The sequence below is a fragment of the Komagataeibacter saccharivorans genome (assembly GCF_003207825.1).
GTDB lineage: Bacteria > Pseudomonadota > Alphaproteobacteria > Acetobacterales > Acetobacteraceae > Komagataeibacter > Komagataeibacter saccharivorans.
Genome location: NZ_NKTY01000001.1, coordinates 196,926 through 222,418 on the forward strand (window position 1 = coordinate 196,926; position 25,493 = coordinate 222,418).

33 protein-coding genes are annotated in these 25,493 nt (G+C 61.3%); 4 read left to right on the forward strand and 29 right to left on the reverse strand.

Annotation, left to right across the window (positions count from 1 at the left end; genetic code table 11):
• Window positions 1-18 precede the first annotated feature (18 nt).
• The 4 genes from CFR79_RS00930 to CFR79_RS00945 all read left to right on the forward strand — a co-directional run bounded on the left by CFR79_RS00930 (window position 19) and on the right by CFR79_RS00945 (window position 9,380).
• The gene (locus tag CFR79_RS00930) at window positions 19-1,266 is read left to right on the forward strand and encodes an MdtA/MuxA family multidrug efflux RND transporter periplasmic adaptor subunit (RefSeq protein ID WP_110546551.1); all 1,248 of its coding nucleotides are present in this window, start codon (window positions 19-21) and stop codon (window positions 1,264-1,266) included.
• 70 nt (window positions 1,267-1,336) lie between these two features.
• The gene (locus CFR79_RS00935) at window positions 1,337-4,513 is read left to right on the forward strand and encodes an efflux RND transporter permease subunit (protein ID WP_110546554.1); all 3,177 of its coding nucleotides are present in this window, start codon (window positions 1,337-1,339) and stop codon (window positions 4,511-4,513) included.
• On the forward strand, window positions 4,510-7,806 hold the full coding sequence (locus tag CFR79_RS00940; RefSeq protein WP_102323185.1) for an efflux RND transporter permease subunit: 3,297 nt from the start codon (window positions 4,510-4,512) through the stop codon (window positions 7,804-7,806). Before CFR79_RS00935 ends, CFR79_RS00940 begins: the two co-directional genes overlap by 4 nt.
• 5 nt (window positions 7,807-7,811) lie before the next feature.
• Window positions 7,812-9,380 (forward strand): efflux transporter outer membrane subunit, encoded by a 1,569-nt coding sequence (locus CFR79_RS00945; protein WP_102323184.1) that lies wholly within the window; start codon window positions 7,812-7,814, stop codon window positions 9,378-9,380.
• Window positions 9,381-9,438: 58 nt separating this feature from the next.
• Here the strand turns inward: CFR79_RS00945 and CFR79_RS00950 are convergent, their stop codons facing one another.
• From CFR79_RS00950 to CFR79_RS01090, 29 genes are all read right to left on the reverse strand, one after another.
• On the reverse strand, window positions 9,439-9,618 hold the full coding sequence (locus CFR79_RS00950; protein WP_102323183.1) for a DUF1328 domain-containing protein: 180 nt from the start codon (window positions 9,616-9,618) through the stop codon (window positions 9,439-9,441).
• Window positions 9,619-9,680: 62 nt separating this feature from the next.
• On the reverse strand, window positions 9,681-9,938 hold the full coding sequence (locus CFR79_RS00955) for a CsbD family protein (protein WP_102323182.1): 258 nt from the start codon (window positions 9,936-9,938) through the stop codon (window positions 9,681-9,683).
• A 109-nt stretch (window positions 9,939-10,047) separates the two neighbouring features.
• A complete protein-coding gene (locus CFR79_RS00960; RefSeq protein WP_110546557.1) occupies window positions 10,048-10,875 on the reverse strand; it encodes an ABC transporter ATP-binding protein in 828 nt (275 codons plus the stop codon).
• Complete coding sequence (locus CFR79_RS00965) at window positions 10,872-11,636, reverse strand: ABC transporter permease (protein WP_110546559.1); 765 nt, start codon at window positions 11,634-11,636, stop codon at window positions 10,872-10,874. The genes CFR79_RS00960 and CFR79_RS00965 overlap by 4 nt, the downstream gene beginning before the upstream one ends.
• A complete protein-coding gene (locus CFR79_RS00970) occupies window positions 11,633-12,673 on the reverse strand; it encodes an ABC transporter substrate-binding protein (protein WP_102324142.1) in 1,041 nt (346 codons plus the stop codon). Before CFR79_RS00970 ends, CFR79_RS00965 begins: the two co-directional genes overlap by 4 nt.
• Window positions 12,674-12,840: 167 nt before the next feature.
• Window positions 12,841-13,266 carry a 50S ribosomal protein L17 gene (rplQ, locus tag CFR79_RS00975; protein WP_102323179.1) on the reverse strand — a complete coding sequence of 142 codons (426 nt, stop codon included), beginning with the start codon at window positions 13,264-13,266 and terminating at the stop codon, window positions 12,841-12,843.
• A 33-nt stretch (window positions 13,267-13,299) separates the two neighbouring features.
• A complete protein-coding gene (locus CFR79_RS00980; protein ID WP_007399646.1) occupies window positions 13,300-14,319 on the reverse strand; it encodes a DNA-directed RNA polymerase subunit alpha in 1,020 nt (339 codons plus the stop codon).
• 121 nt (window positions 14,320-14,440) lie between these two features.
• Window positions 14,441-14,833 carry a 30S ribosomal protein S11 gene (gene rpsK / locus CFR79_RS00985; protein ID WP_003621069.1) on the reverse strand — a complete coding sequence of 131 codons (393 nt, stop codon included), beginning with the start codon at window positions 14,831-14,833 and terminating at the stop codon, window positions 14,441-14,443.
• A gap of 78 nt (window positions 14,834-14,911) precedes the next feature.
• Window positions 14,912-15,289: a 30S ribosomal protein S13 gene (rpsM, locus tag CFR79_RS00990; protein WP_102323178.1), complete on the reverse strand. Its 378-nt coding sequence runs from the start codon at window positions 15,287-15,289 to the stop codon at window positions 14,912-14,914.
• A gap of 230 nt (window positions 15,290-15,519) precedes the next feature.
• Window positions 15,520-16,179 carry an adenylate kinase gene (locus CFR79_RS00995; RefSeq protein WP_110546562.1) on the reverse strand — a complete coding sequence of 220 codons (660 nt, stop codon included), beginning with the start codon at window positions 16,177-16,179 and terminating at the stop codon, window positions 15,520-15,522.
• A complete protein-coding gene (gene secY, locus CFR79_RS01000) occupies window positions 16,176-17,525 on the reverse strand; it encodes a preprotein translocase subunit SecY (protein ID WP_102323176.1) in 1,350 nt (449 codons plus the stop codon). The genes CFR79_RS00995 and secY overlap by 4 nt, the downstream gene beginning before the upstream one ends.
• A 158-nt stretch (window positions 17,526-17,683) precedes the next feature.
• Window positions 17,684-18,172, reverse strand: coding sequence for a 50S ribosomal protein L15 (gene rplO, locus CFR79_RS01005; protein ID WP_110546565.1), 489 nt, complete (start codon window positions 18,170-18,172; stop codon window positions 17,684-17,686).
• 1 nt (window position 18,173) lies between these two features.
• Window positions 18,174-18,362, reverse strand: coding sequence for a 50S ribosomal protein L30 (rpmD, locus tag CFR79_RS01010; protein ID WP_102323174.1), 189 nt, complete (start codon window positions 18,360-18,362; stop codon window positions 18,174-18,176).
• Window positions 18,355-18,933: a 30S ribosomal protein S5 gene (gene rpsE, locus CFR79_RS01015; RefSeq protein WP_102323173.1), complete on the reverse strand. Its 579-nt coding sequence runs from the start codon at window positions 18,931-18,933 to the stop codon at window positions 18,355-18,357. Before rpsE ends, rpmD begins: the two co-directional genes overlap by 8 nt.
• Before the next feature lie 17 nt (window positions 18,934-18,950).
• Window positions 18,951-19,313 carry a 50S ribosomal protein L18 gene (rplR, locus tag CFR79_RS01020; protein ID WP_102323172.1) on the reverse strand — a complete coding sequence of 121 codons (363 nt, stop codon included), beginning with the start codon at window positions 19,311-19,313 and terminating at the stop codon, window positions 18,951-18,953.
• On the reverse strand, window positions 19,313-19,846 hold the full coding sequence (gene rplF / locus CFR79_RS01025) for a 50S ribosomal protein L6 (protein ID WP_102323171.1): 534 nt from the start codon (window positions 19,844-19,846) through the stop codon (window positions 19,313-19,315). The genes rplR and rplF overlap by 1 nt, the downstream gene beginning before the upstream one ends.
• Window positions 19,847-19,856: 10 nt before the next feature.
• Entirely contained in the window at window positions 19,857-20,255 is a 399-nt protein-coding gene (gene rpsH, locus CFR79_RS01030) for a 30S ribosomal protein S8 (protein WP_010506719.1), read from the reverse strand.
• 12 nt (window positions 20,256-20,267) lie between these two features.
• Window positions 20,268-20,573: a 30S ribosomal protein S14 gene (rpsN, locus tag CFR79_RS01035; RefSeq protein ID WP_007399632.1), complete on the reverse strand. Its 306-nt coding sequence runs from the start codon at window positions 20,571-20,573 to the stop codon at window positions 20,268-20,270.
• Between the two features lie 105 nt (window positions 20,574-20,678).
• Complete coding sequence (rplE, locus tag CFR79_RS01040) at window positions 20,679-21,248, reverse strand: 50S ribosomal protein L5 (RefSeq protein ID WP_102323170.1); 570 nt, start codon at window positions 21,246-21,248, stop codon at window positions 20,679-20,681.
• Between the two features lie 10 nt (window positions 21,249-21,258).
• On the reverse strand, window positions 21,259-21,579 hold the full coding sequence (gene rplX / locus CFR79_RS01045; RefSeq protein WP_110546568.1) for a 50S ribosomal protein L24: 321 nt from the start codon (window positions 21,577-21,579) through the stop codon (window positions 21,259-21,261).
• Complete coding sequence (gene rplN, locus CFR79_RS01050; RefSeq protein WP_007399629.1) at window positions 21,579-21,947, reverse strand: 50S ribosomal protein L14; 369 nt, start codon at window positions 21,945-21,947, stop codon at window positions 21,579-21,581. The genes rplX and rplN overlap by 1 nt, the downstream gene beginning before the upstream one ends.
• Window positions 21,948-21,962: 15 nt before the next feature.
• Complete coding sequence (gene rpsQ / locus CFR79_RS01055) at window positions 21,963-22,244, reverse strand: 30S ribosomal protein S17 (RefSeq protein ID WP_102323168.1); 282 nt, start codon at window positions 22,242-22,244, stop codon at window positions 21,963-21,965.
• 13 nt (window positions 22,245-22,257) lie between these two features.
• Window positions 22,258-22,494, reverse strand: coding sequence for a 50S ribosomal protein L29 (gene rpmC, locus CFR79_RS01060; RefSeq protein ID WP_102323167.1), 237 nt, complete (start codon window positions 22,492-22,494; stop codon window positions 22,258-22,260).
• A gap of 1 nt (window position 22,495) precedes the next feature.
• Window positions 22,496-22,912, reverse strand: a complete 417-nt coding sequence (gene rplP, locus CFR79_RS01065) for a 50S ribosomal protein L16 (RefSeq protein ID WP_014105026.1) — start codon at window positions 22,910-22,912, stop codon at window positions 22,496-22,498.
• 54 nt (window positions 22,913-22,966) lie between these two features.
• On the reverse strand, window positions 22,967-23,644 hold the full coding sequence (rpsC, locus tag CFR79_RS01070) for a 30S ribosomal protein S3 (RefSeq protein WP_007399625.1): 678 nt from the start codon (window positions 23,642-23,644) through the stop codon (window positions 22,967-22,969).
• Between the two features lie 3 nt (window positions 23,645-23,647).
• On the reverse strand, window positions 23,648-24,049 hold the full coding sequence (gene rplV / locus CFR79_RS01075) for a 50S ribosomal protein L22 (RefSeq protein WP_025811622.1): 402 nt from the start codon (window positions 24,047-24,049) through the stop codon (window positions 23,648-23,650).
• 2 nt (window positions 24,050-24,051) lie between these two features.
• Window positions 24,052-24,330 (reverse strand): 30S ribosomal protein S19, encoded by a 279-nt coding sequence (rpsS, locus tag CFR79_RS01080; protein ID WP_007399623.1) that lies wholly within the window; start codon window positions 24,328-24,330, stop codon window positions 24,052-24,054.
• Window positions 24,331-24,342: 12 nt separating this feature from the next.
• Window positions 24,343-25,173, reverse strand: a complete 831-nt coding sequence (rplB, locus tag CFR79_RS01085) for a 50S ribosomal protein L2 (protein ID WP_102323166.1) — start codon at window positions 25,171-25,173, stop codon at window positions 24,343-24,345.
• A gap of 16 nt (window positions 25,174-25,189) precedes the next feature.
• Complete coding sequence (locus tag CFR79_RS01090; protein WP_172157796.1) at window positions 25,190-25,486, reverse strand: 50S ribosomal protein L23; 297 nt, start codon at window positions 25,484-25,486, stop codon at window positions 25,190-25,192.
• Window positions 25,487-25,493: the final 7 nt, after the last annotated feature.

Consider the following 25,493-nt stretch of genomic DNA (forward strand, 5'->3'; position numbering starts at 1 on the left):
AGGCAGAAAACCGACCGCATGGCTACATCTTCCTCCTCGACCACTCCGCCGACGAACAGTACGCCCCCTGCGGACAGCACGCCCCCCGCGCCCCGGCCACGCCATGGCCGCCGGCTGATCTATCTGGCCGGCGGGGCGCTGGCGGTCGTCCTTGCCGTCGCATTCCTGCGCCCCCACACCACCACGACCAAACACGCACGCACGGGCGACCAGCCGGTTGCGGTCGCAACCGTGGGCAAGGGCGACATGCCCGTGATCCTGACGGAACTGGGCACGGTGGTGCCGATCACCAACGTAACGGTGCAGTCGCGTATTGATGGCTATCTCATGCAGGTCCTGTTCACCGAAGGGCAGCACGTGCACAAGGGCGACCTTCTGGCCCTGATCGATACCCGCCCGTATGAAGTCCTGCTGGCGCAGTATCAGGGCCAGCTTGAGCAGGATCAGGCCCAGCTTGCCGCCGCCCGCGTGGACAATGCCCGCTATCAGCGCCTGATCCGCCAGAACAGCGTCGCCGCGATGACGGCGAAAGACCAGCAGTACAAGGTCGAACAGCTTGAAGGCACCGTAAAGGCCGATCAGGCGCTGGTGGACAACGAAAAGCTGCAGATCACCTACTGCCACATCCTGGCCCCGGTGGATGGCCGTGTGGGCATCCGTCAGGTGGACATGGGCAATTACATCACGGCCGGCCAGACCAACGGGCTGGTGATCCTGACGCAGATGCAGCCGATCTCGGTCATCTTCACCCTGCCGGAAAATGACATCGGGCCGGTGGCCGCCCGCCTGCGCACGGGCACGCCGCTGCCCGTCGATGCGTGGGACAGCAGCAACCTTACCCATATCGCGACCGGGCAGGTCAGCGTGCTGGACAGCCAGATCGACACATCGACCGGTACGGTGCGCATGCGCGCCATCTTCCCCAATTCGCAGGAAGAGCTGTTCCCCAACCAGTTCGTCAATGCGCGCCTGCTGGTCAATACAGATCATGATGTGCTGCTGGTGCCGACCAATGCGTTGCAGACCGGCCCGAACGGCCAGTTCGTATATGTCGTGCGCGCCGACAGCACTGTGGAGGTCCGCAACGTCAAGGTCGGCCATGCCAGTGATTCCATGACCGTGGTGACGGACGGCGTGAAGGAAGGCGAGCGCGTCGTAACCGACGGGGTCGACCACCTGCGCGATGGCGTAAAAGTCTCCATCCCGCAGCCGGGCGATGCCACAGCCACACCGGCCACCGGCGCCCCGCAGGGGCAGAAGGGCTAGACGTGCGCGTATCCACGCCCATCCTCCCCCCGACTGAACGACTGCCCTGCCTGCCGCCGGAGATTGCCGCGTGAATCCGTCCCGCCTGTTTATCCGCCGCCCGGTCGCCACCACGCTGCTCATGCTGGCCATCCTGCTGGCGGGGCTGCTGGGTTACCATTTCCTGCCGGTTTCCGCGCTGCCGGAAGTTGAATACCCCACCATCACGGTCCAGACCTTCTATCCCGGCGCCAGCCCGGACGTGATGGCGACATCCGTTACCGCGCCGCTGGAAACGCAACTGGGCGAAATGTCGGGGCTTGAGCAGATGACCTCACGCTCCTCCGGCGGGGCGTCGGTCATTACGCTGCGCTTCGGTCTGGACATGACCATGGACATCGCGGAGCAGGAAGTGCAGGCCGCGATAAACGAGGCCAATTCCCTGCTGCCGACCGATCTGCCCGCGCCGCCGGTCTATGCCAAGGTCAATCCTGCCGATACGCCGGTCATGACGCTGGGCATTTCATCGCAGACCATGCCTCTGACGGAAGTCGAGGATTACGTCGATACGCGGCTTGCGGAAAAGATCAGCCAGATTTCGGGCGTGGGACTGGTCACGCTGTCGGGCGGGAACCGCAAGGCGCTGCGCGTGCGGGTCAACATTCCCAAGCTGACATCCTTCGGCGTCGATCTTGATACGCTGCGCACGACCATCGGCAACGTGAACGTCAATTCCCCTACCGGCACGTTCGACGGCCCCAGGCGTGCGACGACGCTGCGTATCGACGGGCAGATTTCGGGCGCGGAGCAGTTGCTCAATCAGGTCATCGCCTACCAGAACAACGGGCCGGTGCGCATCCGTGACGTGGCGAGCGTGGTGGTCGGGCCGGAGAATACCGAACTGGCCGCATGGGCGAACCGCACCCCCGCCCTCATCATGAACGTGCAGCGCCAGCCGGGCGCCAACGTAATCTCGGTGGTGGACAACATCAAATACGCCCTGCCGCGCCTGCAGCAGTCGCTGCCGCCGGGCATCATCATCACGCCGCTTACGGACCGGACCACGACCATCCGCGCATCGGTGGCGGATGTCGAATTCGAACTGGGTCTGGCGCTTGTGCTGGTGGTGGGCGTGATTTTCGTCTTCCTGCGCAACGTGCCCGCGACACTCATTCCCAGCCTGTCGGTGCCGCTGTCGCTGGTGGGCACGCTGGCGGTGATGTACCTGTTCGGCTTCTCCCTCGATAATCTCTCACTCATGGCGCTCACCATTTCCACCGGCTTCGTGGTGGATGATGCCATCGTCATGATCGAGAACATCGCCCGCTACATCGAAATGGGTGACAGCCGCATGGAAGCGGCCCTGAAGGGGGCTGGCGAAATCGGGTTCACCATCATCTCGCTTACCGTCTCGCTCATCGCGGTGCTGATTCCGCTCCTGTTCATGGGCGATGTGGTGGGACGCCTGTTCCACGAATTCGCCATGACGCTGGCCGTCACCATCATCCTGTCCGCCGTGGTCTCGCTTACGCTGGTGCCCATGATGTGCGCGCGCCTGCTGCATGAACGCGCTGACAGACGGACCGAACCCGCATGGTCACAGGCGGTGGAACGCTGGACCACCAGCACCATCGCCGCCTACGGGCGGGCGCTGGACGTGGTGCTGCGCCACCAGCGGCTGACGCTGGCGGTATTTGCCGCGACACTGGCGCTGACCGGCGTGCTGGCGGTGGTCATACCCAAGGGCTTCTTTCCCGTGCAGGATACGGGCGTGATCCAGGGCATTTCGGTCATGGCGCAGTCCACGTCCTTCACCGCGATGAAACGCCACCAGCAGGAACTGGCCGAACGTATCCTCAGCGATCCCGATGTCAGCAGCCTGTCGTCCTTCGTTGGGGTGGACGGGCAGAACGTCACCCTCAATCAGGGGCGTTTCCTCATCAACCTCAAGCCCGAGGCCAGCCGCAGCGCCACCGCGCAGGAAGTCGCCACCCGCCTGCGCGCCGAAACGGCAGACATAGCCGGGGCTGAACTGTTCGTGCAGCCGGTGCAGGATCTCTCCCTTGATACGTCGGTCGCGGCGACCCAGTACCAGTTCCTGCTGGAAAACCCCGATTACAACCAGTTCACGACATGGGTGCCCAAATTCATCGCCCGCCTTCAGCAGGAAAAGGCCCTGTCGGATGTCACCTCCGACCTGCAGGCCGAAGGGCTGGTGGCGCATGTCGATCTGGACCGGACCACGGGGGCGCGGTACTCCATCACGCCCCAGACCATCGACAACGTGCTGTATGACAGTTTTGGCCAGCGCCAGATCTCGACCATCTTCACGCAGTCCAACCAGTACCGCGTGATTCTGGAGGCCGATCCCGCCTTCCAGCAGGACATGGCGTCGCTGGCGCAGATCTACCTGCCGGGCATCAGTGGCAATGCGGGGGAGAGCACCTCCGGCCCGACGCGCTCGCCCACATCGGGGCTGGTGCCGCTGGCGACCGTTACCCACGTAACGCAGGACACGGCCCCGCTGCTGATTACCCATGTGGGACAGTTCCCGGCCACTACGGTCTCGTTCAACGTGCGGCCGGGCTATGCGCTGGGTGATGCGACGGATGCGATCGAACGCGCGGCGAAGGACATCCACCTACCATCAAGCTTCCAGACCTCGTTCCAGGGCACGGCGGCGGCATTCCGCAGTTCGCTTTCCAACGAGGCATGGCTGGTTCTGGCGGCACTGGTGGCGGTCTATATCGTTCTGGGCATCCTGTATGAAAGCTTCGTCCACCCCATCACCATCCTGTCCACCCTGCCCTCTGCCGGGATCGGGGCGCTGCTGGCGCTATGGATTACGGGTTCGGGGCTGGATGTCATGGGCATCATCGGGCTTGTGCTGCTGATCGGCATTGTCAAGAAAAACGCCATCATGATGATCGACTTCGCGCTGGAGGCCGAACGGGTTGAAGGCATGTCGTCCATCAATTCCATCCGTCATGCCGCCATGCTGCGTTTCCGTCCCATCCTCATGACCACGCTGGCCGCCATGCTGGGTGCGGTGCCGATGATGCTGGGCACCGGCACCGGGTCGGAACTGCGCCGCCCGCTGGGTATCGCCATTGTGGGCGGGCTGCTGGTCAGCCAGTTGCTGACGCTGTTCACGACGCCGGTGATCTACCTGCTTATGGACGGGATCAGCCAGAAACTGACGCGACGCTTCGGCGGGGCCGGTAGCAATGACACTGATGGCCTGCCCGGACCGCAGGCCTCCGCATGAATCCCCTCTCCTTTTTCGTACGAAGGCCGGTTGCCACTGTCCTGCTGACGGTGGCGCTGCTGCTGGGGGGAGTGATCGGCTATCTTACGCTGCCGGTGGCGGACCTGCCCAATGTCGACTTCCCGGTCATACAGGTGCAGGCCCGGCAGGCTGGCGGCTCGCCGGAGGAAATCGCCAGTTCCGTCGCAGCCCCCCTGGAGCGGCATCTGGGTGCGATTGCCGACCTGACGGAAATGACATCGCAGTCATCGGCCAATCAGGCACGCATCACCCTGCAGTTCGCCCTGACCCGCGACATCAACGGCGCCGCGCGCGATGTGGAAGCCGCCCTTCAGGCCGCGCATGCCGACCTGCCGTCCTCGCTGCGGCAGAACCCGAGTTACTTCAAGGCCAACCCCAATGGCGCGCCGGTGATGATCCTGGCGCTGACATCACGCACGCGCACCGCCCCTCAGCTTTACGATCTGGCGTCCAATGTCCTGCAGCAGCATCTTTCGCAGATACAGGGCGTGGGCGAGGTCGAGATCGGGGGCAGTTCACTGCCTGCGGTGCGGGTGGAGATGAACCCGCTGGCGCTGTATAAATTCGGCATCGGGTTCGAGGATATCCGCGCGGCCCTCGCCTCGGCCAACGCGCATACGCCGAAAGGTTTTGTCGATCAGGGCGACAGCCGCTTCGTGCTGGCCACCAACGATCAGGTCCATAACGCACAGGCCTATCGTGACCTGATCGTAGCCTATCATGACAGCCGCCCCGTGCGGCTGGCGGACGTGGCCTATGTGCGCGACAGCGTGGAAGACGTGCGCAATGCCGGTTACGTGGATGGCGGCCCGGCGGTTCTGGCCGTCATCTTCGCGCAGGCTGGCGCCAATATCATCAACACCAACGACCAGATCCGCGCCAAGCTGCCCATCCTGCGCGCCGCCCTGCCCCGTGATGTGGACCTGAGTGACCTTATGGACCGGTCCATCACCATCCGCGCCGCGCTGGCGGATACGCAGTTCACGCTGTTCCTGTCCGTGGCGCTTGTGGTGCTGGTTGTGCTGCTGTTCCTGCGCTCGCCACGCATCACCATCATTCCCGCAATCGTTGTGCCGACGTCCATCATCACCACCTTCGGCGCGATGAAGCTCATGGGCTACTCGCTCGATAACCTGTCGCTCATGGCGCTGACGGTCTCGACCGGCTTCGTGGTGGATGATGCGATCGTGGTGGTGGAAAACATAAGCCGCCACATGGAAGCGGGCATGGACCGCCTGCAGGCAACACTGCTGGGCACGCGCGAAGTGGCGTTTACGGTGCTGTCCATCACCGTATCGCTGATTGCGGTATTCCTGCCGATCCTGCTGCTGAGCGGCGTGGCGGGACGCCTGTTCCATGAATTCGCCATGACGATGTCGATCACCATCGTCATTTCCATGCTGCTGTCGCTTTCGCTTACCCCCATGATGACGGCCCGCCTGCTGCGCCAGCACGAAGCGGCCCCCAGCCCTACCGGCTTCGGGCGCATCTGGCTGTGGCTGGAACAGGCGCTGGCGCATGCCCAGCAGGGCTATGCCCGGTCGCTGGAATGGGCGATCACGCACCGGCGGCTGACCATCCTGTCCCTGCCGCTGACCATCGCCATCATGGTCGGGCTGTTCATCAAGATGCCCAAGGGCCTGTTCCCGGATTCCGATACCGGCATGCTGATGGGACATCTGCAGGGCGACCAGTCCATTTCGTTCCAGGCCATGCAGGGCAAGATCCAGACGGTCCAGCAGGCGATCATGGCGGACAGGGACGTATCGCGCGTCATGGGCTTCATGGGCGGTCGTGGCACATCGAATCAGGCCAACCTGTTCGTGGTGCTGAAGGACAAATCCGAACGCTCCGACCCACCGGCGGTGACAATCGCCCGTATTTCCCGGCGGCTGCGCCATATGGTGGGGGCGCAGTTCTATGCCTCCGCCCCCGGACAGCTACGCATGGGCGGACGGCAGAGCAACGCGGCATACCAGTATTCGCTCCAGTCCGATTCCGCGCGCGACCTGTATGAATGGACACCACAACTGGTCACGATGCTGCAGAAGCATCATGAACTGACCGATATCTCATCGGATGTATTGCAGGGCGGTTCGGCGCTGGATGTGATGGTGGACCGCGATACGTCCAGCCGCCTCAACATCACGCCTCAGCTTGTTTCCAATACCCTGTATGATGCCTATGGCCAGCGTTCGGCCTCGGTCATCTACAATGCGCTGAACCAGTATCGCGTGGTGATGGAAGTCGAACCGCGCTTCTGGCAGGACCCGACCACGCTCAAGCAGGTCTGGGTCAGTGTCGCGGGCGGTTCGGCGGGCGGTGGCACACAGTCGAACACCATCCGGGTGCGCACCGACACCGGCACCACGGCATCGCAGCTAAGCGCCCAGTCCTTCCGCAATCAGGTCGCCAATACGCTGGCGGGTGGCAACAGCGCGTCCACGGGTTCCGCCGTCTCGACCAATTCCGAAGAAATGGTGCCGCTTACGCTGGTTTCCGTCATCAAGCCCACGCTGACCGCACTGAGCGTCAACCATTCGGGGCAGTCCGTCTCCAGCACGATCTCGTTCAATCTGGCCAATGGCGTATCACTCAGTCAGGCAGTGCAGATCATCAATGAGGAGACGGTGCGCCTGCACATGCCCGCCAACATTCAGGGCAGTTTCGCGGGGAATGCCGCCCAGTTCCAGAAATCGGTCAATAACGAACCGTTGCTGATCCTGGCGGCGCTGGCGGCGGTGTACATGACGCTGGGCATCCTGTATGAAAGCTATGTCCACCCGCTGACCATCCTGTCCACCCTGCCTTCGGCCGGAGTTGGCGCGCTGCTCGCACTTCAGGTCTTTGGGGAGGAATTTTCCCTTATCGCCATGATCGGGGTGATCCTGCTGATCGGCATCGTCAAGAAAAACGCGATCATGCTGGTGGACTTCGCCCTGACCGTCGAACGTGATGAGGGACATACCCCGCTGGACGCCATCCGCACCGCCTGCATGCTACGCTTCCGCCCGATCATGATGACCACCTTTGCCGCCGCCCTTGGGGCGCTGCCGCTGATTTTCGGCCACGGCTACGGTTCCGAACTACGTCGTCCGCTGGGTATTGCGATTGTGGGCGGGCTGCTCGTCAGTCAGGCGCTGACACTTTATACAACGCCGGTTGTCTATCTCTACCTCGACCATCTGGGGATAGTGTGCCGCACGCGTTTCAACCGGCTGTATGGGCGGCTGTCCCGACGCCATCGTCTTTCCCCCCAGCAGGATTCCTGAACCGGATGACTTTCTTTCCGCCATCCCCCGCGCAAGCCGGTATCCGTCCCTCCCGCACCCGTCGCGGGGCACGTCGTCTGGCGCTGGCCGCCTTGCCGCTGGTCGTGCTGACCGGCTGCATGGTGGGGCCGAAATACCATCGTCCCGCCGCGATCGTTTCCCCCCGTTTCAAGGAACTGCGCCCCGAAGCAGGATGGGAAATGGCACAGCCGCAGATGGCGGCGCTGCCCAAGCATGACTGGTGGACCATCTATAACGACCCGGTGCTGAACGGGCTGGAATCGCAGGTTGCGATTTCCAACCAGAACATCAAGCAGTACGAAGCCAGCTACCGTAACGCCCGCGCGATGATCGACAGTGTCCGCGCCCAGCTTTTCCCCACCATAAGCGGCAGTCTGGGCTTTAACCGCAACGGGCATGGCGCGGGATCGCTGTCATCATCGGGCAGCAATTACGCCAAGGCCGGCAGCACGTACAACACCTACGACATCGGCCCGAGCGCAAGCTGGGATCTGGACCTGTGGGGCAAGATCCGCCGGCAGGTGCAGGAACAGGTTACGGCGGCACAGGCCAGCGCTGCCGATCTGGCCAATGCAACCCTGTCCTATCAGGCACAACTGGCCACGGCCTATTTCAACCTGCGCTATCAGGACAGCCTGACCGACCTGTTGCAGCGTTATGTCCGTTTCAATGAACAGGCTCTCGAAATAACGCAGAACCAGTTCGATGCGGGCACGGCGGACCCGACGGCGGTGCTGCAGGCACGTACCACGCTGGAACAGAACCGGGCATCGCTGGTGCAGGCTGGCATCAACCGCGCGCAGTACGAACATGCGATTGCGGTGCTGATTGGCAAGCCGCCTGCCGATGTCTCGATCGCGCCCGCCGAACTGTCGCGCACGGTGCCGCCCATCCCTGTCACGGTTCCCGCCGACCTGCTGCAACGCCGTCCGGACATAGCGTCCGCCGAACGCACCATGGAAGAATACAACGCCATGATTGGCGCGGACATGGCCGCATTCTTTCCCGACGTCACCATCAATGCCAGCTATTCACAAAGTGGCGGCGATCCCGTGACCTCCCTCATGCAGGCCATGAACCGTGTCTGGTCACTTGGCGCATCGGCAACGGAAGTGCTGTTTGAAGGCGGATCACGTACCGCCGCCGTGCATGAAGCCAACGCCCAGTACGACAGCGCGGTGGCCACATATCGCCAGACCGTGCTGACGGCGCTGCAGAACACGGAAGACCAGCTTTCCAACCTGCGCATCCTGTCGCAGCAGGCCATACAGCAGCAGAAGGCGCTGGATTTCGCCAACCGCACGGTCGAAGTCTCGCTTAACCAGTACCAGGCTGGCACCGAAATCTATACGACCGTCATCACCAACGAAAACTCGGCCCTGAGCGATGCCGAAACCCTGCTGGGCATCCAGCAGCAGCGCATGGTGGACAGTGTCAGTCTTGTGCAGGCCCTTGGCGGCGGCTGGGATGCGTCACGCCTGCCGAGCAAGAAATCGCTCCAGAAGGATAATCCCTTCCTCCCGGCCTTCATCCAGAAAGACACCAACCAGTAGGCATGAAAAAACCCCCTGCACCGGATGATGCAGGGGGTTTTCCGTTTCGGACCAGCGGCTAGTTGTTGAATAGCGACTTGGCCGAAAACAGGATGATGAGCGCCACGATCACAAATGCCAGAATGGCGATAAAGAACAGAATTTTTGCCATTCCTGCCGAAACGGCGGAAATGCCACTAAAGCCGAACAGACCGGCAACCAATGAAACAATCAAAAAAAACAGCGCCAGTTTCAGCATGGCTTTCTTCCCCGCAAATCAGTCATGGGGTTACAACGCCCCGGTAGCCGGTCCGTTGCGTTTTAACGCCGGCGCCGGATGAACAGGCTGGCTACAAAGCCCAGAAAGGATGCGCCCAGCAGCGCCACCAGCGGGCGGTCCGCCGTGAAATCGCGCACGGTATCGCAGATTTCGCCCAGCCCCTGCTGCGCCATGCCACCGGCATTATGCATGCGCCCTGACAGCGGGGTGCCGGAATCCCCGATAAAGCCATCCAGACCGTCCTGAAGGCGGCCGACGCCTTCTTCCAGGTGCGCTTCGAGATTGGAGGGATTCGTCATGCTCTGTATTCCCTTTTGCCACTGCGCGGGGGCAGCGCGTGTCTCCCCGCTCCCGCTACCAATGCCTGTCAGGCCCGCACGCGGCAGGCCAGGCGATCAGGCAGACTTATCATATCTCGGATGCCTGCCAATAGGCCGCAACCTCGCCGGGATCATCTTCCCCCGCGATAAGCTGGCGCATCCGCTCCGCCATCGCGCGCATGCCGGGCGCAGAATTGTCGCGTGGGCGGGGACCAACGCGGAAATCCCCACGCAGGCCCGCCGGATGTCCCTCAAGGATAATGATCCGGTCAGCAAGAATAAGCGCCTCATCCAGATCGTGGGTCACGAACAGTACGGTGCCATGGGTGCGGGCGTGAATACGCAGCAGTTCTTCCTGCAATCCGGTGCGGGTAATCGCATCCAGCGCGCCAAAGGGTTCATCCATCAGCAGCAGGTCCGGTTCGACCGTCAGCGCACGGGCGACACCAACGCGCTGCCGCTGGCCGCCTGAAAGCTGGCGGGGCCATCTGTCCGCCTTGTCGCCCAGCCCCACGAGTTCCAGCGCCGCCATGGCGCGCTCACGCCGCCGGGCCGCATTCAGCCCCAGCCCCTCAAGCCCCAGTTCCACATTGCGCCGTACGCTACGCCACGGCATGAGCTTGGCATCCTGAAACACCATGGCCGCCGGTCTGTGCGCCGCAACGGGGGTGGAGTGTAAATGGACCTGTCCCTCGGTCGGGCGCACCAGTCCCATTATCACCCGCAGCAGGGTGGACTTGCCCACGCCTGATGGCCCGAGCAGGGCCACGAATTCCCCACGCCGGATTTCAAGATCCACATGCCGCAGGATAAAGCTGCGTCCATGGTCATGCGACAGCCCGATATTCTCCAGCCTTACTACGCTGTCCGTCACGTTGCCTGCTTCCGCCCTGTTCCCTGTTTCCCCGCCACTCATCCCTGCCAGCCCAGCAACCGCCTGCGCACCAGCATGAACAGCGTATCGGTCACGGCGTAAAGCAGCGCCATGGTCAGCATATAGACCACCACCAGATCGGTCGCCAGCAGGCTGGATGCCTGCATCATCCGCGCGCCGATACCCGGCACACCAAACAGTTCGGCCGCCACGACGGACATCCATGCCTGCCCCAGCCCCGTGCGCAGCCCCGCCAGCAGGCCGGGGGCGGAAGCGGGGATCACCACCGTCCGCAGCCGTCCCCAGAAGCCGCCATGACCGAAGGAAGCAGCCACTTCATACAGGTCGGGGTCAATTGCCTGCACCGCCCCGTAGGCTGCATAAAAATTGATCCAGAATACCGAAATGGCGATAACGAATGTCGCCCCCGCCGTATTGAGACCGAACCACAGGATGGCGAACGGCACCCATGCCAGCCCCGGGATCGGCCGCAATACGCGCACTACGCCCGACAGCAGCCCATCCAGTAGCGGCACCGCACCACAGAGCAGCCCCAGCACCGCCCCCGTTACAGACCCGATCAGCAGGCCACTGAGGTAATGCGTCAGGCTGTCCCTGATGGCCTGTATCCACGCCCCGCTACGCAGTTCGTCCAGCCATGCCGGCCCAAGGCTGGAAGGTGCCGGCAGCAGGCCGAAGGGAACCCAGCCCAGACGGATCGCGGCCTCCCAGCCACCAAACAGCACGACAAGACCCACGGCCCCCAGCAGGGGCCGTAGCAGAACGGAACGGCGCAGGGTCACTGTGCGATCTGCCTGTAACTTTCCAGATCAAACAGCGCATCAACCGGTTCGGCCTTGCGTAGCAGTCCGGCCTGCACCTCGAAATCCTGCAACTGGCTGACCGCATCCACGATACGGGCCGGATCGGACACGTAACCGGCTGCCGATGCCTTCAGCGCCTCGATAATGATTTCCTTGGGCAGCATCCCGCCCCCCAGTGCCTGCTGCACATAGGGTTCAACCTGTTCGGGGTCTGTAGCCAGCAGATGCGTGGCCTTGACGAAGCTGGTGATGAACGCGGTTTTCCATGCCGCACGGTCCGGCGCGTTTTCATTCAGGATCGCCAGTACGGACCCCGGCTGGCCGGGCATCAGGTCATGACCGGACGCCAGAACACGCATGCCGGGCATACGATGGCGGATAATGGTCAGGGCAGGTTCACGCAGGATCGCGCCATCCACCGCCCCCGCAAGAAACGCCTGCTGTGCGGCGTCAATATCAATACCGATGATGTCAGCCGCCTGCGCTGGTTCCAGTCCGTTGCGGACCTTCAGCCAGTACCGCAGCAATGTATCCGGCACCGAGCCGAGCGGCTGGGCGGCAAGTTTCGGGGGGTGGCCAGCCTTGGCGGCGAAATCGGCAAAGCGCTGACGGACAGCTTCTGCGGTCAGGGCCTGCGGCTGTTCGGGCAGTCCGGCAGCCAGCGCACCGCGCGAGACGACTTCCAGTTCCTCAATCGCGGCACTGGCCACCACCTTCACATCTGCGCCATGAGCACGCGCCTGAAGTAGCGGCAGGACCCCTGCCACATACGCATCGATCTTTCCCGACACCAGTGCCTGAATGGCCTGCGGGCCTGACTGGAAACGCACAAGCTGCATGTCTATGCCCGCATCACGCGTCCAGTTCTTGCCCTGCATGACAAAAAGCGGCGCCGACCCGATAACGGGAATATAGCCCACCCGCACGGTCGCGGCCTGCGCCGCACTGCACAGACCAACCACGGCGGTGAAAGCGTAAAAGCTGCGGCGCAACACACGCCCTAAAAATCCTGTCATGGTGGAAGCCCTGTCTGCAATGCTGGTTAAATCCTGCATCTCGGTATTCTTTTAAAATATACACAAATACGATTGAATATCTATATCACGATAAAAAAATGTTAGATTGAAAAAGGGCACAAAAAAACCCGACCGAAGCCGGGCTTTTTTGGAAAGGATCAGATCCTTCACGCAGCAAGGTCTGCTTCCTGCGCCGTTTCCGGGCGCGGGCCGCTGTCCTGGCCTTTGGCGGACACGTCGCGGTCAACCAGTTCGATCACGGCCATGTCGGCCGCATCGCCGTGGCGCATGCCGGCACGCAGCACGCGGGTGTAACCACCCTGACGCGTCTTGTAGCGCTCGGCCACCGTCGCGAACAGCTTGGACACGATCTTGTCGTCACGCAGCTGGGCGAAAGCCAGGCGGCGGGCGTGCAGATCGCCACGCTTGCCAAGGGTGATCAGCTTTTCCACAACCGGACGCAGCTCTTTCGCCTTCGGCAGCGTGGTGGTGATCTGTTCGTGCTTGATCAGGGCGACAGCCATGTTGCGAAACATGGCCAGTCGATGGGACGAGGTAACGCCGAGCTTACGGCCGGCAACACCGTGACGCATGATGTAATTTCCTGTTTTATCCGGTTCGGAGGATCAGAACGGCTCGTCGAGCCTCTTTGCCAGATCTTCGATATTTTCCGGCGGCCAGGCCGGGACATTCATACCCAGTGAAAGTCCCATGGCGGTCAGGACTTCCTTGATCTCGTTCAGCGACTTGCGGCCGAAGTTCGGGGTGCGCAGCATCTCCTGCTCGGTCTTCTGAACCAGATCACCGATATAGACGATATTGTCGTTCTTCAGGCAGTTCGCGCTACGGACCGACAGTTCAAGCTCGTCAACCTTACGCAGCAGGTTGCGGTTGAACGGCAGGTCATCCTGCGGCTCTTCCGTACGCACCGTGCGGGGTTCGTCGAAGTTGATGAACAGCTGAAGCTGATCCTGCAGGATACGCGCGGCAAGTGCCACGGCATCTTCAGGCGTCACCGCGCCATTCGTCTCTACCGTCAGCAGCAGGCGGTCATAGTCGGTGACCTGACCCACGCGGGTCTGCTCCACCTTGTAGGACACGCGACGCACGGGGGAATAGATGGCATCGACCGGGATCAGGCCAATCGGCGCATCTTCCGGGCGGTTCGCCGCTGCCGGAACATAGCCCTTGCCCATGTTCACGGTGAATTCCATCCCGAACTTCACCCCTTCATCAAGGGTGCAGATAACCAGGTCGGGGTTCATGACTTCGATGTCATGGCCCGTCTGGATCTGGCCGGCACGCACTTCACCCGGCCCCGTGGCCGTCAGCACCATGCGCTTCGGACCCTCACCATGCATCCGCAGGGCAAGCTGCTTGATGTTGAGGACGATATCGGTCACGTCTTCACGAACACCCGCCACCGACGAGAATTCATGCAGCACGCCGTCAATCTGGATTGCCGTAACCGCAGCCCCCTGCAGGGACGACAGCAGAACCCGACGGATCGCATTGCCCAGCGTCATGCCAAAACCGCGTTCCAGCGGCTCCGCAACAACTGTTGCAATACGTGAAGGTTCCGCCCCCGGTTCGACTTCCAGCTTTTCCGGCTTGATCAGGGATTGCCAGTTTTTCTGGAGGACCAAGGTAATGGCCTTTCAAGACTGATCTGCCGCCTGTTACAGCGACAGATGGTATCCCGCATGGAGATACCGGAATGACAATCTTCCCCCGGCATGCGGGGGAATACGACTCAACTGATGCGGATCAGACGCGACGGCGCTTGCGCGGGCGGCAGCCGTTATGCGGCACCGGCGTCATGTCGCGGATGGCCGTGATCGAGAACCCGACGGCCTGCAGGGCACGCAGCGCGCTTTCACGCCCCGAACCCGGACCGGAGACCTCGATTTCCAGCGTCTCCATGCCGTGTTCGCGTGCCTTGCGGCCAGCGTCCTCAGCCGCAACCTGCGCCGCATACGGCGTGGACTTGCGCGATCCCTTGAAGCCCTGGGCACCAGCGGAAGACCAGGCAATCGCATTGCCCTGCGCATCCGAGATGGTGATCATGGTGTTGTTGAATGTGGACAGCACATGCGCCACACCGGAAATGATGTTTTTCCGCTCTTTCTTGCGAATACGCGGAGCCGCAGCTTTCGCCATAGTTTTCTCGATCCTGTCAGTTCAAACGGTGCATGGGGCGGATAATGCCCCATGCCTACATACCGGGCAGTCCGCTGATTAGCGGGTTGCCTTCTTCTTGCCCGCGATAGCCACGGCCTTACCCTTGCGGGTACGGGCGTTGGTATGAGTCCGCTGACCATGGACAGGCAGCCCACGCCGGTGACGCAGACCACGATAGCAACCAAGGTCCATCAGGCGCTTGATGTTCATCGCGACTTCACGACGAAGATCACCTTCAACGCGGTACTCGCTGTCGATCAGTTCACGGATCTTGCCGATCTCGTCATCCGACAGTTCGTTCACGCGCCGCTCGGCCGGGATGGCCAGCTGATCGCAGATCGACTGGGCCTTGGTAGCCCCGATACCATAGATATAACGCAGGCCAATTGTTACCCGCTTGTTGGTTGGGATGTTCACGCCCGCAATACGCGCCACGCCACTTACTCCTCGTCCGCCCCTTCGGGGCACTAACATTCAGGCAGGGCTGCTTCACACCACCTGCCCTTGTGGCAGGAGCGCCGTGAACATACCGGTTCAGAACCGGCCAACCCCATCATCATTCATTCAGGCCGTACCCGTCATGTCATCGTGACCGACTCATACGACACTCATACCTTGAGGGCGCGCAATATACCGGCGCCCCCATCCGAGTCAATTATTTCACATCACTTTTTCGTGATGCTATCAATGACAGCGAAGACTTCCTTGGTCACTGCATCAATATCGGCCATGCCATCCACACGGTACAGGCGCCTCTCCCCCTCGTAATAAGGCAGGATCGGCGCGGTCTGCTCCCGATAGGTTTTCAGGCGTGCCGCCACGGTTTCGCGCCGGTCATCTTCCCGGCGGATGAACTCGTGGCCACCACACACATCGCATGTCCCTTCGACCTTCGGCCGCTTGAACAGGTCATTATATCCTGCACCGCACCTGGCACAGGTGTAACGACCGGCAATGCGGTCGGCCAGAGCATCCTCATCCACGTCCAGCAGCAGCACGGCGTCGATATGCCGCCCGCTACGCGCCAGCATGGTGTCCAGTGCCTCCGCCTGCGCACGGGTGCGCGGGAAGCCATCCAGAATAAAGCCCCTGGCGCAGTCGGGCTGCTGGATGCGGCTTTCAATCATGGCGATGATCAGGTCATCGGGCACCAGCCCGCCTTCCGCCATGATGGTCTTGACCTTCTGCCCCAGCGGGCTTCCGGCCGCGACTTCCGCACGCAGCATGTCACCTGTCGAAATCTGGGCGATTCCGTACCGTTCTTCCAGCCGCTTGGACTGGGTGCCCTTTCCGGCACCCGGCGGCCCGAGAAAAATAATATTCAACGCATTCTGCCCTTTCTGCCCCGTCCCCGGCGCATAAGCCCCTGATACTGATGCGCGACCAGATGGGACTGGACCTGCGTCACCGTATCGATCGTCACCGTCACGATGATGATCAGGCTGGTGCCACCAAAGTAGAATGGCACGTTGTAATGGCTGATCAGGATCTGCGGCAACAGGCAGACGGCGACAAGATACAGTGCACCGATCGTCGTGATGCGCGTCAGGATCCGGTCAAAGAATGTGGCCGTATTCGCCCCCGGACGGATACCTGGCACGAAGCCGCCCTGCTTGCGCAGGTTTTCCGCCGTTTCCTGCGGGTTGAAAGTGACCGCCGCATAGAAATACGAGAAGAACACGATCATCGCCGCATAGAACAGCATGTAAAGCGGCTGCCCCTGCCCCAGTTCCTGCCCAAGGAAGGAAAGCCAGCCTGGCATGGAACTGTTATTGACGAATCCCGCGATGGTCACGGGAATCAGCAGCACCGAGGACGCAAAAATCGGGGGAATCGATCCTGCCGTATTCACCTTCAGAGGCATATGGGTCGAATCGCCACCGAACATCCGCTGGCCAACCTGACGCTTGGGGTACTGGATGATCACCCGCCGCTGCGCGAGTTCCATGAACACGATGAAGGCAATGGTGATCGCCGCCAGCACCAGGAACACCAGCACGAAGAACGGCGAAAGCGCGCCCGTATAACCAAGCTGGAACAGGCTTGCCAACGCATTGGGCAGATTGGCCACGATACCGGCAAAGATGATCAGCGAGATCCCGTTACCCACCCCGCGGGAGGTAATCTGTTCACCCAGCCACATCAGGAACATGGTCCCGCCCACAAGGGTCAGCACGCACGACACGATGAAGAAAAGCCCGGGGGAGACAACGGCGGAACCAGCCTCCGTATGCATGTTCTCCAGCCCGATCGCGATGCCATAGGCCTGGAACAGCGCAATCACCACCGTCAGGTAACGGGTGTATTCGTTCAGCTTGCGTCGACCACCCTCACCTTCCTTTTTCAGCGCTTCAAGGGAAGGGATTGCCGCCGACATGAGCTGGACGATGATCGAGGCACTGATATAGGGCATGATATTCAATGCAAACACGGTCATGCGCCCCAGCGCGCCACCGGTAAACATATCGAACATACCCAGAATACCGCCCTGATGCCGGGCCAGAAGCTGCCCCATAACCGTCGCATCGACGCCAGGAACGGGGATATAGGTGCCAATCCGGTATACGATCAGCGCGCCCAGTGTGAACCAGATGCGCTTCTTCAGTTCCGTCGCGTTGGCGAAAGAACTGAAATTCAGATTGGCAGCCAACTGTTCGGCCGCGGAGGCCATGCGCCCATCCTTTCACAAGAACAGCGCCACCGCCGGAAGCGGGACGCTGTCATGATAAAAAAAACCGCAAAAAGTAATAAAGCGATGCGCCCGCCGAGTGCAAGCAGCATCGCTTTTATTATGCTTCGGGAACAGAACGGGCCTGTACCCCGAACCGGTCATTCCGCGGCAGGAGCCTGCTGCTTCTGCGCCTTGACCTGCACCTTGCCGCCAGCCTTCTCGACTGCGGCAACGGCAGCAGCCGAAGCCCCGGCAACTTCGATCGTCACGGCATGGTTCAGTTCACCATCCGCCAGAAGGCGGATACCGGCGAAACGCCCGGAGCCGATCAGGCCGGCACCAGCCAGAACTTCTTCCGTCACGACCGACTTGGCATCAAGCTTGCCAGCCGTGATGGCCTTGTCCAGCACGCCCAGATTCACGACAGCATATTCCTTGCGGAAGATGTTCTTGAATCCACGCTTGGGCAGACGACGGTAGATCGGCAGCTGACCACCTTCAAAACCGTTCAGCGACACGCCGGAACGCGCCTTCTGACCCTTGACACCCTTACCGGATGTCTTGCCCTTTCCAGAGCCGATGCCGCGACCAAGGCGCTTCTTGCGATAACGCGCGCCTTCGTTGTCACGTAATTCGTTCAGGTTCATCTCAATCCTCCACCTTCACCAGGTGGGACACCTTGCGGATCATACCGCGAACCGAAGGGGTATCCTCCAGTTCACGTGTACGACCGATCTTGTTCAGACCCAGACCGACCAGCGTAGCCTGCTGGCCCGGCTTGCGACCGTTCCCGGAATGCACCTGGGTGACGCGGACTGTAGCCTTCGTATCAGACATCGGCCGTGGCCTCCGTCGCTACAGCGGCCTCACGACGCCCCAGAATGTCCGAAACCTTCTTGCCACGGCGGTTGGCAACCGAACGCGGGCTGGCGCAACGCTCCAGCGCGGCGAAAGTCGCCTTCACCATGTTATGCGGGTTCCGGGTTCCAAGCGACTTGGCCACCACGTCATTGATGCCCAGGCTTTCGAACACGGCGCGCATCGGACCACCGGCAATGATGCCCGTGCCTGCATCAGCAGAGCGCAGGACAACCTTGCCCGCCCCGAAGTGACCGGCCACATCATGATGCAGCGTGCGGCCTTCCTTCATCGGAACGCGGATCATCGAACGCTTCGCGCGGTCGGTTGCCTTACGGATCGCTTCGGGAACCTCACGGGCCTTGCCCGCGCCGAACCCTACACGACCCTTCTGGTCACCCACCACAACCAGAGCTGCGAATGCAAAGCGGCGACCGCCCTTTACAACCTTCGCAACGCGGTTGATCGTGACCAGCTTGTCGACCAGATCGTCACCTTCGCGGTCACGATCGCGACCACCCCGGCCGCCGTCTCTCGGTTCACGTGCCATTATGCGTGACCCTTTCGTCAGAACGAGAGACCGCCCTCACGGGCAGCCTCCGCCAGGGCCTTGATACGCCCATGATAGAGATAAGCGCCGCGGTCGAAAACGACCTTCGACACACCAGCAGCCACCGCGCGTTCCGCCAGAAGCTTGCCAACCGCACCCGCTGCCTTGACGTCCGTGCCACCTTCGATGGTGGAACGCAGCCCCTTGTCCAGCGTCGATGCGGCTGCCAGCGTACGGCCGGCAGCATCGTCGATCACCTGCGCATAGATGTTCTTGCCTGAACGGAACACCGACAGACGCGGACGCCCGCCGCTCTTCAGGCGAAGCTGGAAACGGAGACGCTGGCGCCGCCGTTCCCGCAGATCCTTCTGCGTGCTCATTATTTCTTCTTGCCTTCCTTGCGACGGATGGTTTCCGTTTCATAACGGACACCCTTGCCCTTGTAGGGCTCAGGCTTGCGGAAGCTGCGGATATCAAGCGCCACCTGACCAACACGCTGCTTGTCGATACCTTCGACAGTTACAGCAGTCGGACGCGGGGTCGTGATCTTGATGCCTGCGGGAATCGCATAGACGATGTCATGCGAATAACCGAGGTTCATGACCAGATTGCTACCCTGCACCGCCGCACGATAACCCGTTCCGGAGATTTCCAGCGTCTTGGAAAACCCTTCGGACACGCCCTTGACCATACCCGCGATCAGGGAGCGTGTGGTGCCCCACATCATGCGGGCCGGTGCTGCCGTATCATTCGGCTTAACCGCAACCTTGCCATCCGCGATATCAACCGCAACGTGATGAGACAGCGGCAGCTTGAGTTCACCCAGCTTGCCTTTTGCCGTCAGCACACCATCAGCAATGGAAACCTGAACGCCCGACGGAACTTCGACGGGATATTTGCCCACTCGCGACATTTATCCCTCCTCAGAACACACGGCAGAGGACTTCACCGCCAACATTGGCAGCGCGGGCCTCCGCATCGGACAGAACACCGCGCGGCGTCGACAGGATCGACACACCCAGCCCGGCATAGACACGCGGCAGTTCCTTGATCTTGGAATAGACGCGGCGCCCCGGCTTGGACACACGGTGGATTTCTTTGATGACCGGCTCACCATCGAGATACTTCAGCTCGATGCGCAGCTGGGCCACACCCTTGCGCAGTTCCTCACGCGAGAAACCACGGATATATCCTTCGCGGCGCAGGGCCTCGAGGACACTGGCGCGCAGCTTGGAAGCCGGCGCCACGCATGCAGCATGCCGTGCACGCTGCGCATTGCGGATCCGGGTGAGCAGATCACCCAAAGGATCAGAAAGTGACATCGTTCCCTGCCCTTACCAGCTCGATTTGACCATGCCCGGGATCTGACCATTAGAGGCCAGGTCGCGCAGGGCGATACGGCAGAGTTCGAACTTTCTGTAATTGGCGCGCGGACGCCCCGTCAACTTGCAGCGCAGGCGCACGCGGACGCGCGACCCATTGCGAGGAAGTTCAGCAAGCTTAAGCGAAGCATCGAAGCGATCTTCAACCGGCAGAGACCGGTCCATGATGATGTTCTTCAGTGCTGTCCGCTTAGCCCGGTCCCGGGTTGCCATGCGCTCGCGCTTGACATTCCGGTTAACGGCGGAAATTTTGGCCATGCCTTGTTTTACCCTCCGGAACCTGTCGGGCCATTCCCAACGGTTTTCCAAACAACGTGTGTATTAGGTCTTCTGGACTTCAGACGGAAGCCCTTTCGCAACATTTTATGCAGCGAAGGGCAGATCAAACGCCTTGAGCAGAGCCTTTGCTTCCGCATCCGTCTTCGCGGTGGTCACGAAGATGATGTCCATGCCACGGATCTCGTCTACCTTGTCGTATTCGATTTCCGGGAAGACGATCTGTTCCTTCAGGCCCATGGCAAAGTTGCCACGACCATCAAAACCCTTGTTCGCGGGCAGGCCGCGGAAGTCGCGCACGCGCGGCAGGGCGATCGTCACAAACCGGTCCAAGAATTCGAACATCTGGGCACGACGCAGCGTGACCTTGCACCCGATAGGCAGACCTTCACGGATCTTGAAGCCCGCGATCGCCTTCTTGGCAACCGTCTTGACCGGCTTCTGACCTGCGATCAGGGTCATTTCCTTGACTGCGGCGTCCAGCTTCTTCTGGTCGCCGGCAGCTTCACCCACACCCATGTTCAGGACGATTTTCTCGAGACGCGGAACCTGCATCTCGTTCTCGTACCCGAATTCCTCGCGCAGCTTCGCGCGCAGCTCGCTCTGGTAGCGCTGCTGCATGCGCGGCACAGGACGGGCTTCTTTCACTTCAGACATTCCCGCCCCCTCAGCCTTCGATAACTTCGCCGGTCGCCTTGGCGACACGGAGCTTGCGACCATCTTCCAGAATACGGAAGCCAACTTTCGTCGGGTCCCCGCTCTTGGGATCGATCAGCTTCAGGTTCGACAGGTGAACCGGCATTTCCTTCTGGATAATACCGCCCTGCTCACCCATGCGGGATGCGCGGGTGTGCCGCTTGGCGATCGCTACGCCACGGACGACAGCCTTGTTGACAGCCGGAAGGACCGTAACAACCTCGCCACGGGTTCCCTTGGAACTGCCGGTGATGACCAGAACCTGGTCACCCTTCTTGATACGAGCAGCCATTACAGCACCTCCGGTGCCAGCGAGATGATCTTCATGAACTTGCGCGCACGCAGTTCGCGCACGACCGGGCCAAAGATACGGGTACCGATCGGTTCCTGCTGCTTGTTGATCAGCACGGCCGCATTGCGGTCAAACCGGATAGCGCTGCCGTCGGCGCGACGCACGGGATAGGAAGTGCGCACGATCACGGCCTGGTGAACGTCACCCTTCTTCACCTTCCCACGGGGGATGGCCTCCTTGACGGACACGACAATCACGTCGCCGACCGAGGCAGTCTTCCGCTTGGAACCGCCCAGCACCTTGATGCACTGCACCTGACGGGCACCGGAATTGTCGGCCACGTCAAGGTTGGTCTCGGGATGGATCATGGTCTATGCCCTTCTTTACGCCTGCGCACCAGACGCGGCACCGGCGGCAGCCGCTACGGGCTGACCATTCCGGACAACGACAGTCCAGGTCTTGCGGCGGGAAATCGGCTTGCATTCTTCAATGCGCACCATGTCCCCCACCTTGCATTCATTCAATCCGTCATGCGCCGCGTACTTTTTCGAGCGGCGAATGAACTTCTTATACAACGGATGGATAATGCGACGATCGACAAGAACCGTTACGGTCTTGTCCATCTTGTCGCTTGTTACCCGCCCGGTCAGGACGCGCCTTGGCATCGCCCGTCTCCCTTCAGGACTTTACTGCCGGCGCCTGGCCAGCGGAACTCTTCTTCACAACCTGGGCCGCAATCGTCTTCACACGCGCGATGTCACGACGGACCTCGCGCATGCGGGACTGACCCTCGGTCTGGCCGGTCGCGTGCTGGAACCGAAGATTGAACTGCTCGCGCTTCAGATCAACGAGAAGCGTGTCCAGTTCTTCAACAGTTTTGGCACGCAGATCGGCCGGCTTTGTTGCCTTTGCCATCTCACGCCTCTCCGATACGGGTCACGAACTTGGTCTTGATCGGCAGCTTCGCAGCCCCCAGAGCCAGCGCTTCACGCGCGACTTCCGGTGACACACCTTCGATCTCGAACAGAATCCGACCCGGCTTCACACGAGCCACCCAATATTCAGGCGACCCCTTGCCGGACCCCATACGCACTTCTGCGGGCTTTGTCGAGACCGGAAGATCAGGGAAGATCCGAATCCACACACGACCGGCACGCTTCATGGCGCGGGTAATGGCACGACGGGCGGCTTCGATCTGGCGGGCCGTGATCCGTTCAGGCTGGAGAGCCTTCAGGCCGAACGCCCCGAAATTCAGGGTTGTGCCACCCTTGGCCAACCCATGAATGCGGCCCTTGTGGGCCTTGCGGTACTTTGTCCGCTTGGGAGAAAGCATTTTCTAAATCCTCACGCGCCGCCTGGCGCATCTAGGTCCATTTGACCGCGCAGATCAGCGCTGCGGGGCCTGCTCGGCGGCGCGACGGTCCTGCGCCAGCGGATCATGGGCAAGAATCTCACCCTTGAAGATCCAGACCTTCACACCACAGGTGCCGTAGGTCGTCTTGGCGGTCGCCACACCGTAATCGATGTCCGCACGCAGCGTGTGCAGCGGCACCCGGCCTTCACGATACCACTCGATACGCGCGATTTCCGCGCCACCGAGACGGCCCGAGCAGTTGATCCGGATACCCTGCGCACCCAGACGCATGGCGGACTGCACGGCGCGCTTCATCGCCCGGCGGAACGCAACGCGGCGCTCCAGCTGCTGGGCAATGTTTTCGGCCACCAGAGTCGCATCGATTTCCGGCTTGCGGATCTCGACGATGTTCAGCGCCACATCGGTCTTGGCCATACGGGCCAGATCCTTGCGCAGCACATCGATATCCTGCCCCTTCTTGCCGATGACCACACCCGGACGTGCCGCGTAGATGGTCACGCGCGGCTTCTTGGCCGGACGTTCGATCACCACGCGGGACACACCCGCGCCGGACAGCTTGCGACGCAGGTAGGCGCGCAGCTTCAGGTCATCATGCAGCAGCCGTGCATAATCGGCATCGGCGTACCAGCGGCTGTCCCATGTCCGGTTAATACCGAGCCGCAGCCCGATCGGATTAACTTTGTGTCCCATGGATCAGGCTGCCTTTTTTTCGGTTTCAGCTTCGGACTTCTTTTCGGCCACCACAATAGTCAGGTGGCTGAAAAACTTCTCGATGCGGGCCGAACGGCCACGACCACGTGCGTGGAAACGACGCATCACGATCGACTTGCCCACCTCTGCACGGGCAACGACCAGCTGGTCAACGTCCAGCTGATGGTTGTTCTCGGCATTGGCGATCGCGCTTTCCAGGGTCTTCTTGACCTGCTGGGCGATGCGCCGCTTGGAGAAGGTGAGGGTGGCGATCGCCTGCCCGGCCGGCTTGTTGCGGATGAGACCCGCAACAAGGTTCAGCTTGCGCGGGCTGATGCGGATGTTCCGCGTCATGGCCTGCGCTTCGGTTTCCGCGAGCGTGCGCGGATGCTTAGGCTTGCTCATGATCAGCCCCGCTTCGCTTTCTTGTCCGAAGAATGACCCGTGAAGGTACGGGTCGGCGAAAATTCACCGAACTTGTGCCCCACCATATTCTCGGAGACCTGCACGGGCAGGAACTTATGCCCGTTATAGACGCCGAACGTCAGTCCGACGAACTGCGGCAGGATGGTGGATCGACGCGACCAGATCTTGATCACTTCGTTACGGCCCGACGCGCGCGACGCATCGGCTTTGTTCAGCAGATACCCGTCCACGAACGGGCCCTTCCAGACGGAACGTGCCATCTTAAATGCCCCTTACTTGCCGGTCTTCCGGCGACGGATAATCAGACTGTCCGTACGCTTGTTGACCCTGGTCTTGTAACCCTTAGTCGGCTTGCCCCATGGCGTAACCGGATGACGTCCACCGGACGTGCGCCCTTCACCACCACCATGCGGGTGGTCAACCGGGTTCATGACGACACCACGGTTGTGCGGACGGCGGCCCAGCCAGCGATTGCGGCCGGCCTTGCCCAGATGCTGGTTCATGTTGTCCGGGTTGGACACGGCACCGATGGTGGCCATGCATTCCGCGCGGACAACACGCAGTTCACCGGACTGCAGCTTGATCTGGGCATAGCCCATATCCTTGCCGACCAGCTGTGCATAGGTACCAGCGGAACGTGCGATCTTCCCGCCACCACCGGCCTTGAGCTCGATGTTGTGGATGATCGTTCCCACCGGAACCGCTGACAGGGGCATGGCGTTGCCCGGCTTGATGTCGGCGCGGGCGCCGGCAACAACCTGATCGCCAGCCTTCAGGCGCTGCGGTGCGATGATGTAGGCCAGTTCGCCGTCATCGTACTTGATCAGCGCAATGAACGCGGTGCGGTTGGGATCGTATTCAAGACGCTCCACCGTGCCGACCACGTCGAACTTGCGACGCTTGAAGTCGACATAACGGTAGGACTGCTTGTGTCCGCCACCGATGAAACGCGAGGTGGTGCGACCGTGGTTGTTACGGCCGCCGCTCTTGTTCTTCCCCTCGGTCAGGCCCTTGACGGGCTTGCCTTTCCACAGCTCCTTGCGGTCGATAAGAACCGTTCCGCGCAGGCTGGGGGTAACTGGATTAAAGTGCTTCAATGCCATTTCTTGTCACCCCGCGTCAGACCAGCTTCGCGGTCAGGTCAATGGACTGACCTTCTGCAAGCTGAACAAACGCCTTCTTCACATCCGAACGCTGGCCGGGACGTCCCTTGAAGCGCTTGGCCTTCCCCTTCTGGATGAGTGTGTTCACACCCAGAACCTTCACACCAAACAGCGTCTCGACCGCTACCTTGATCTCTGGCTTCGTCGCGCTGATCGCAACCTTGAAACCGACCTGATTCTTCTCGGACAGGGCTGTCGCCTTTTCCGTGATCAGGGGGGAGCGGATGATGTCATACATCGCTTCCCGAGACATACGTTCC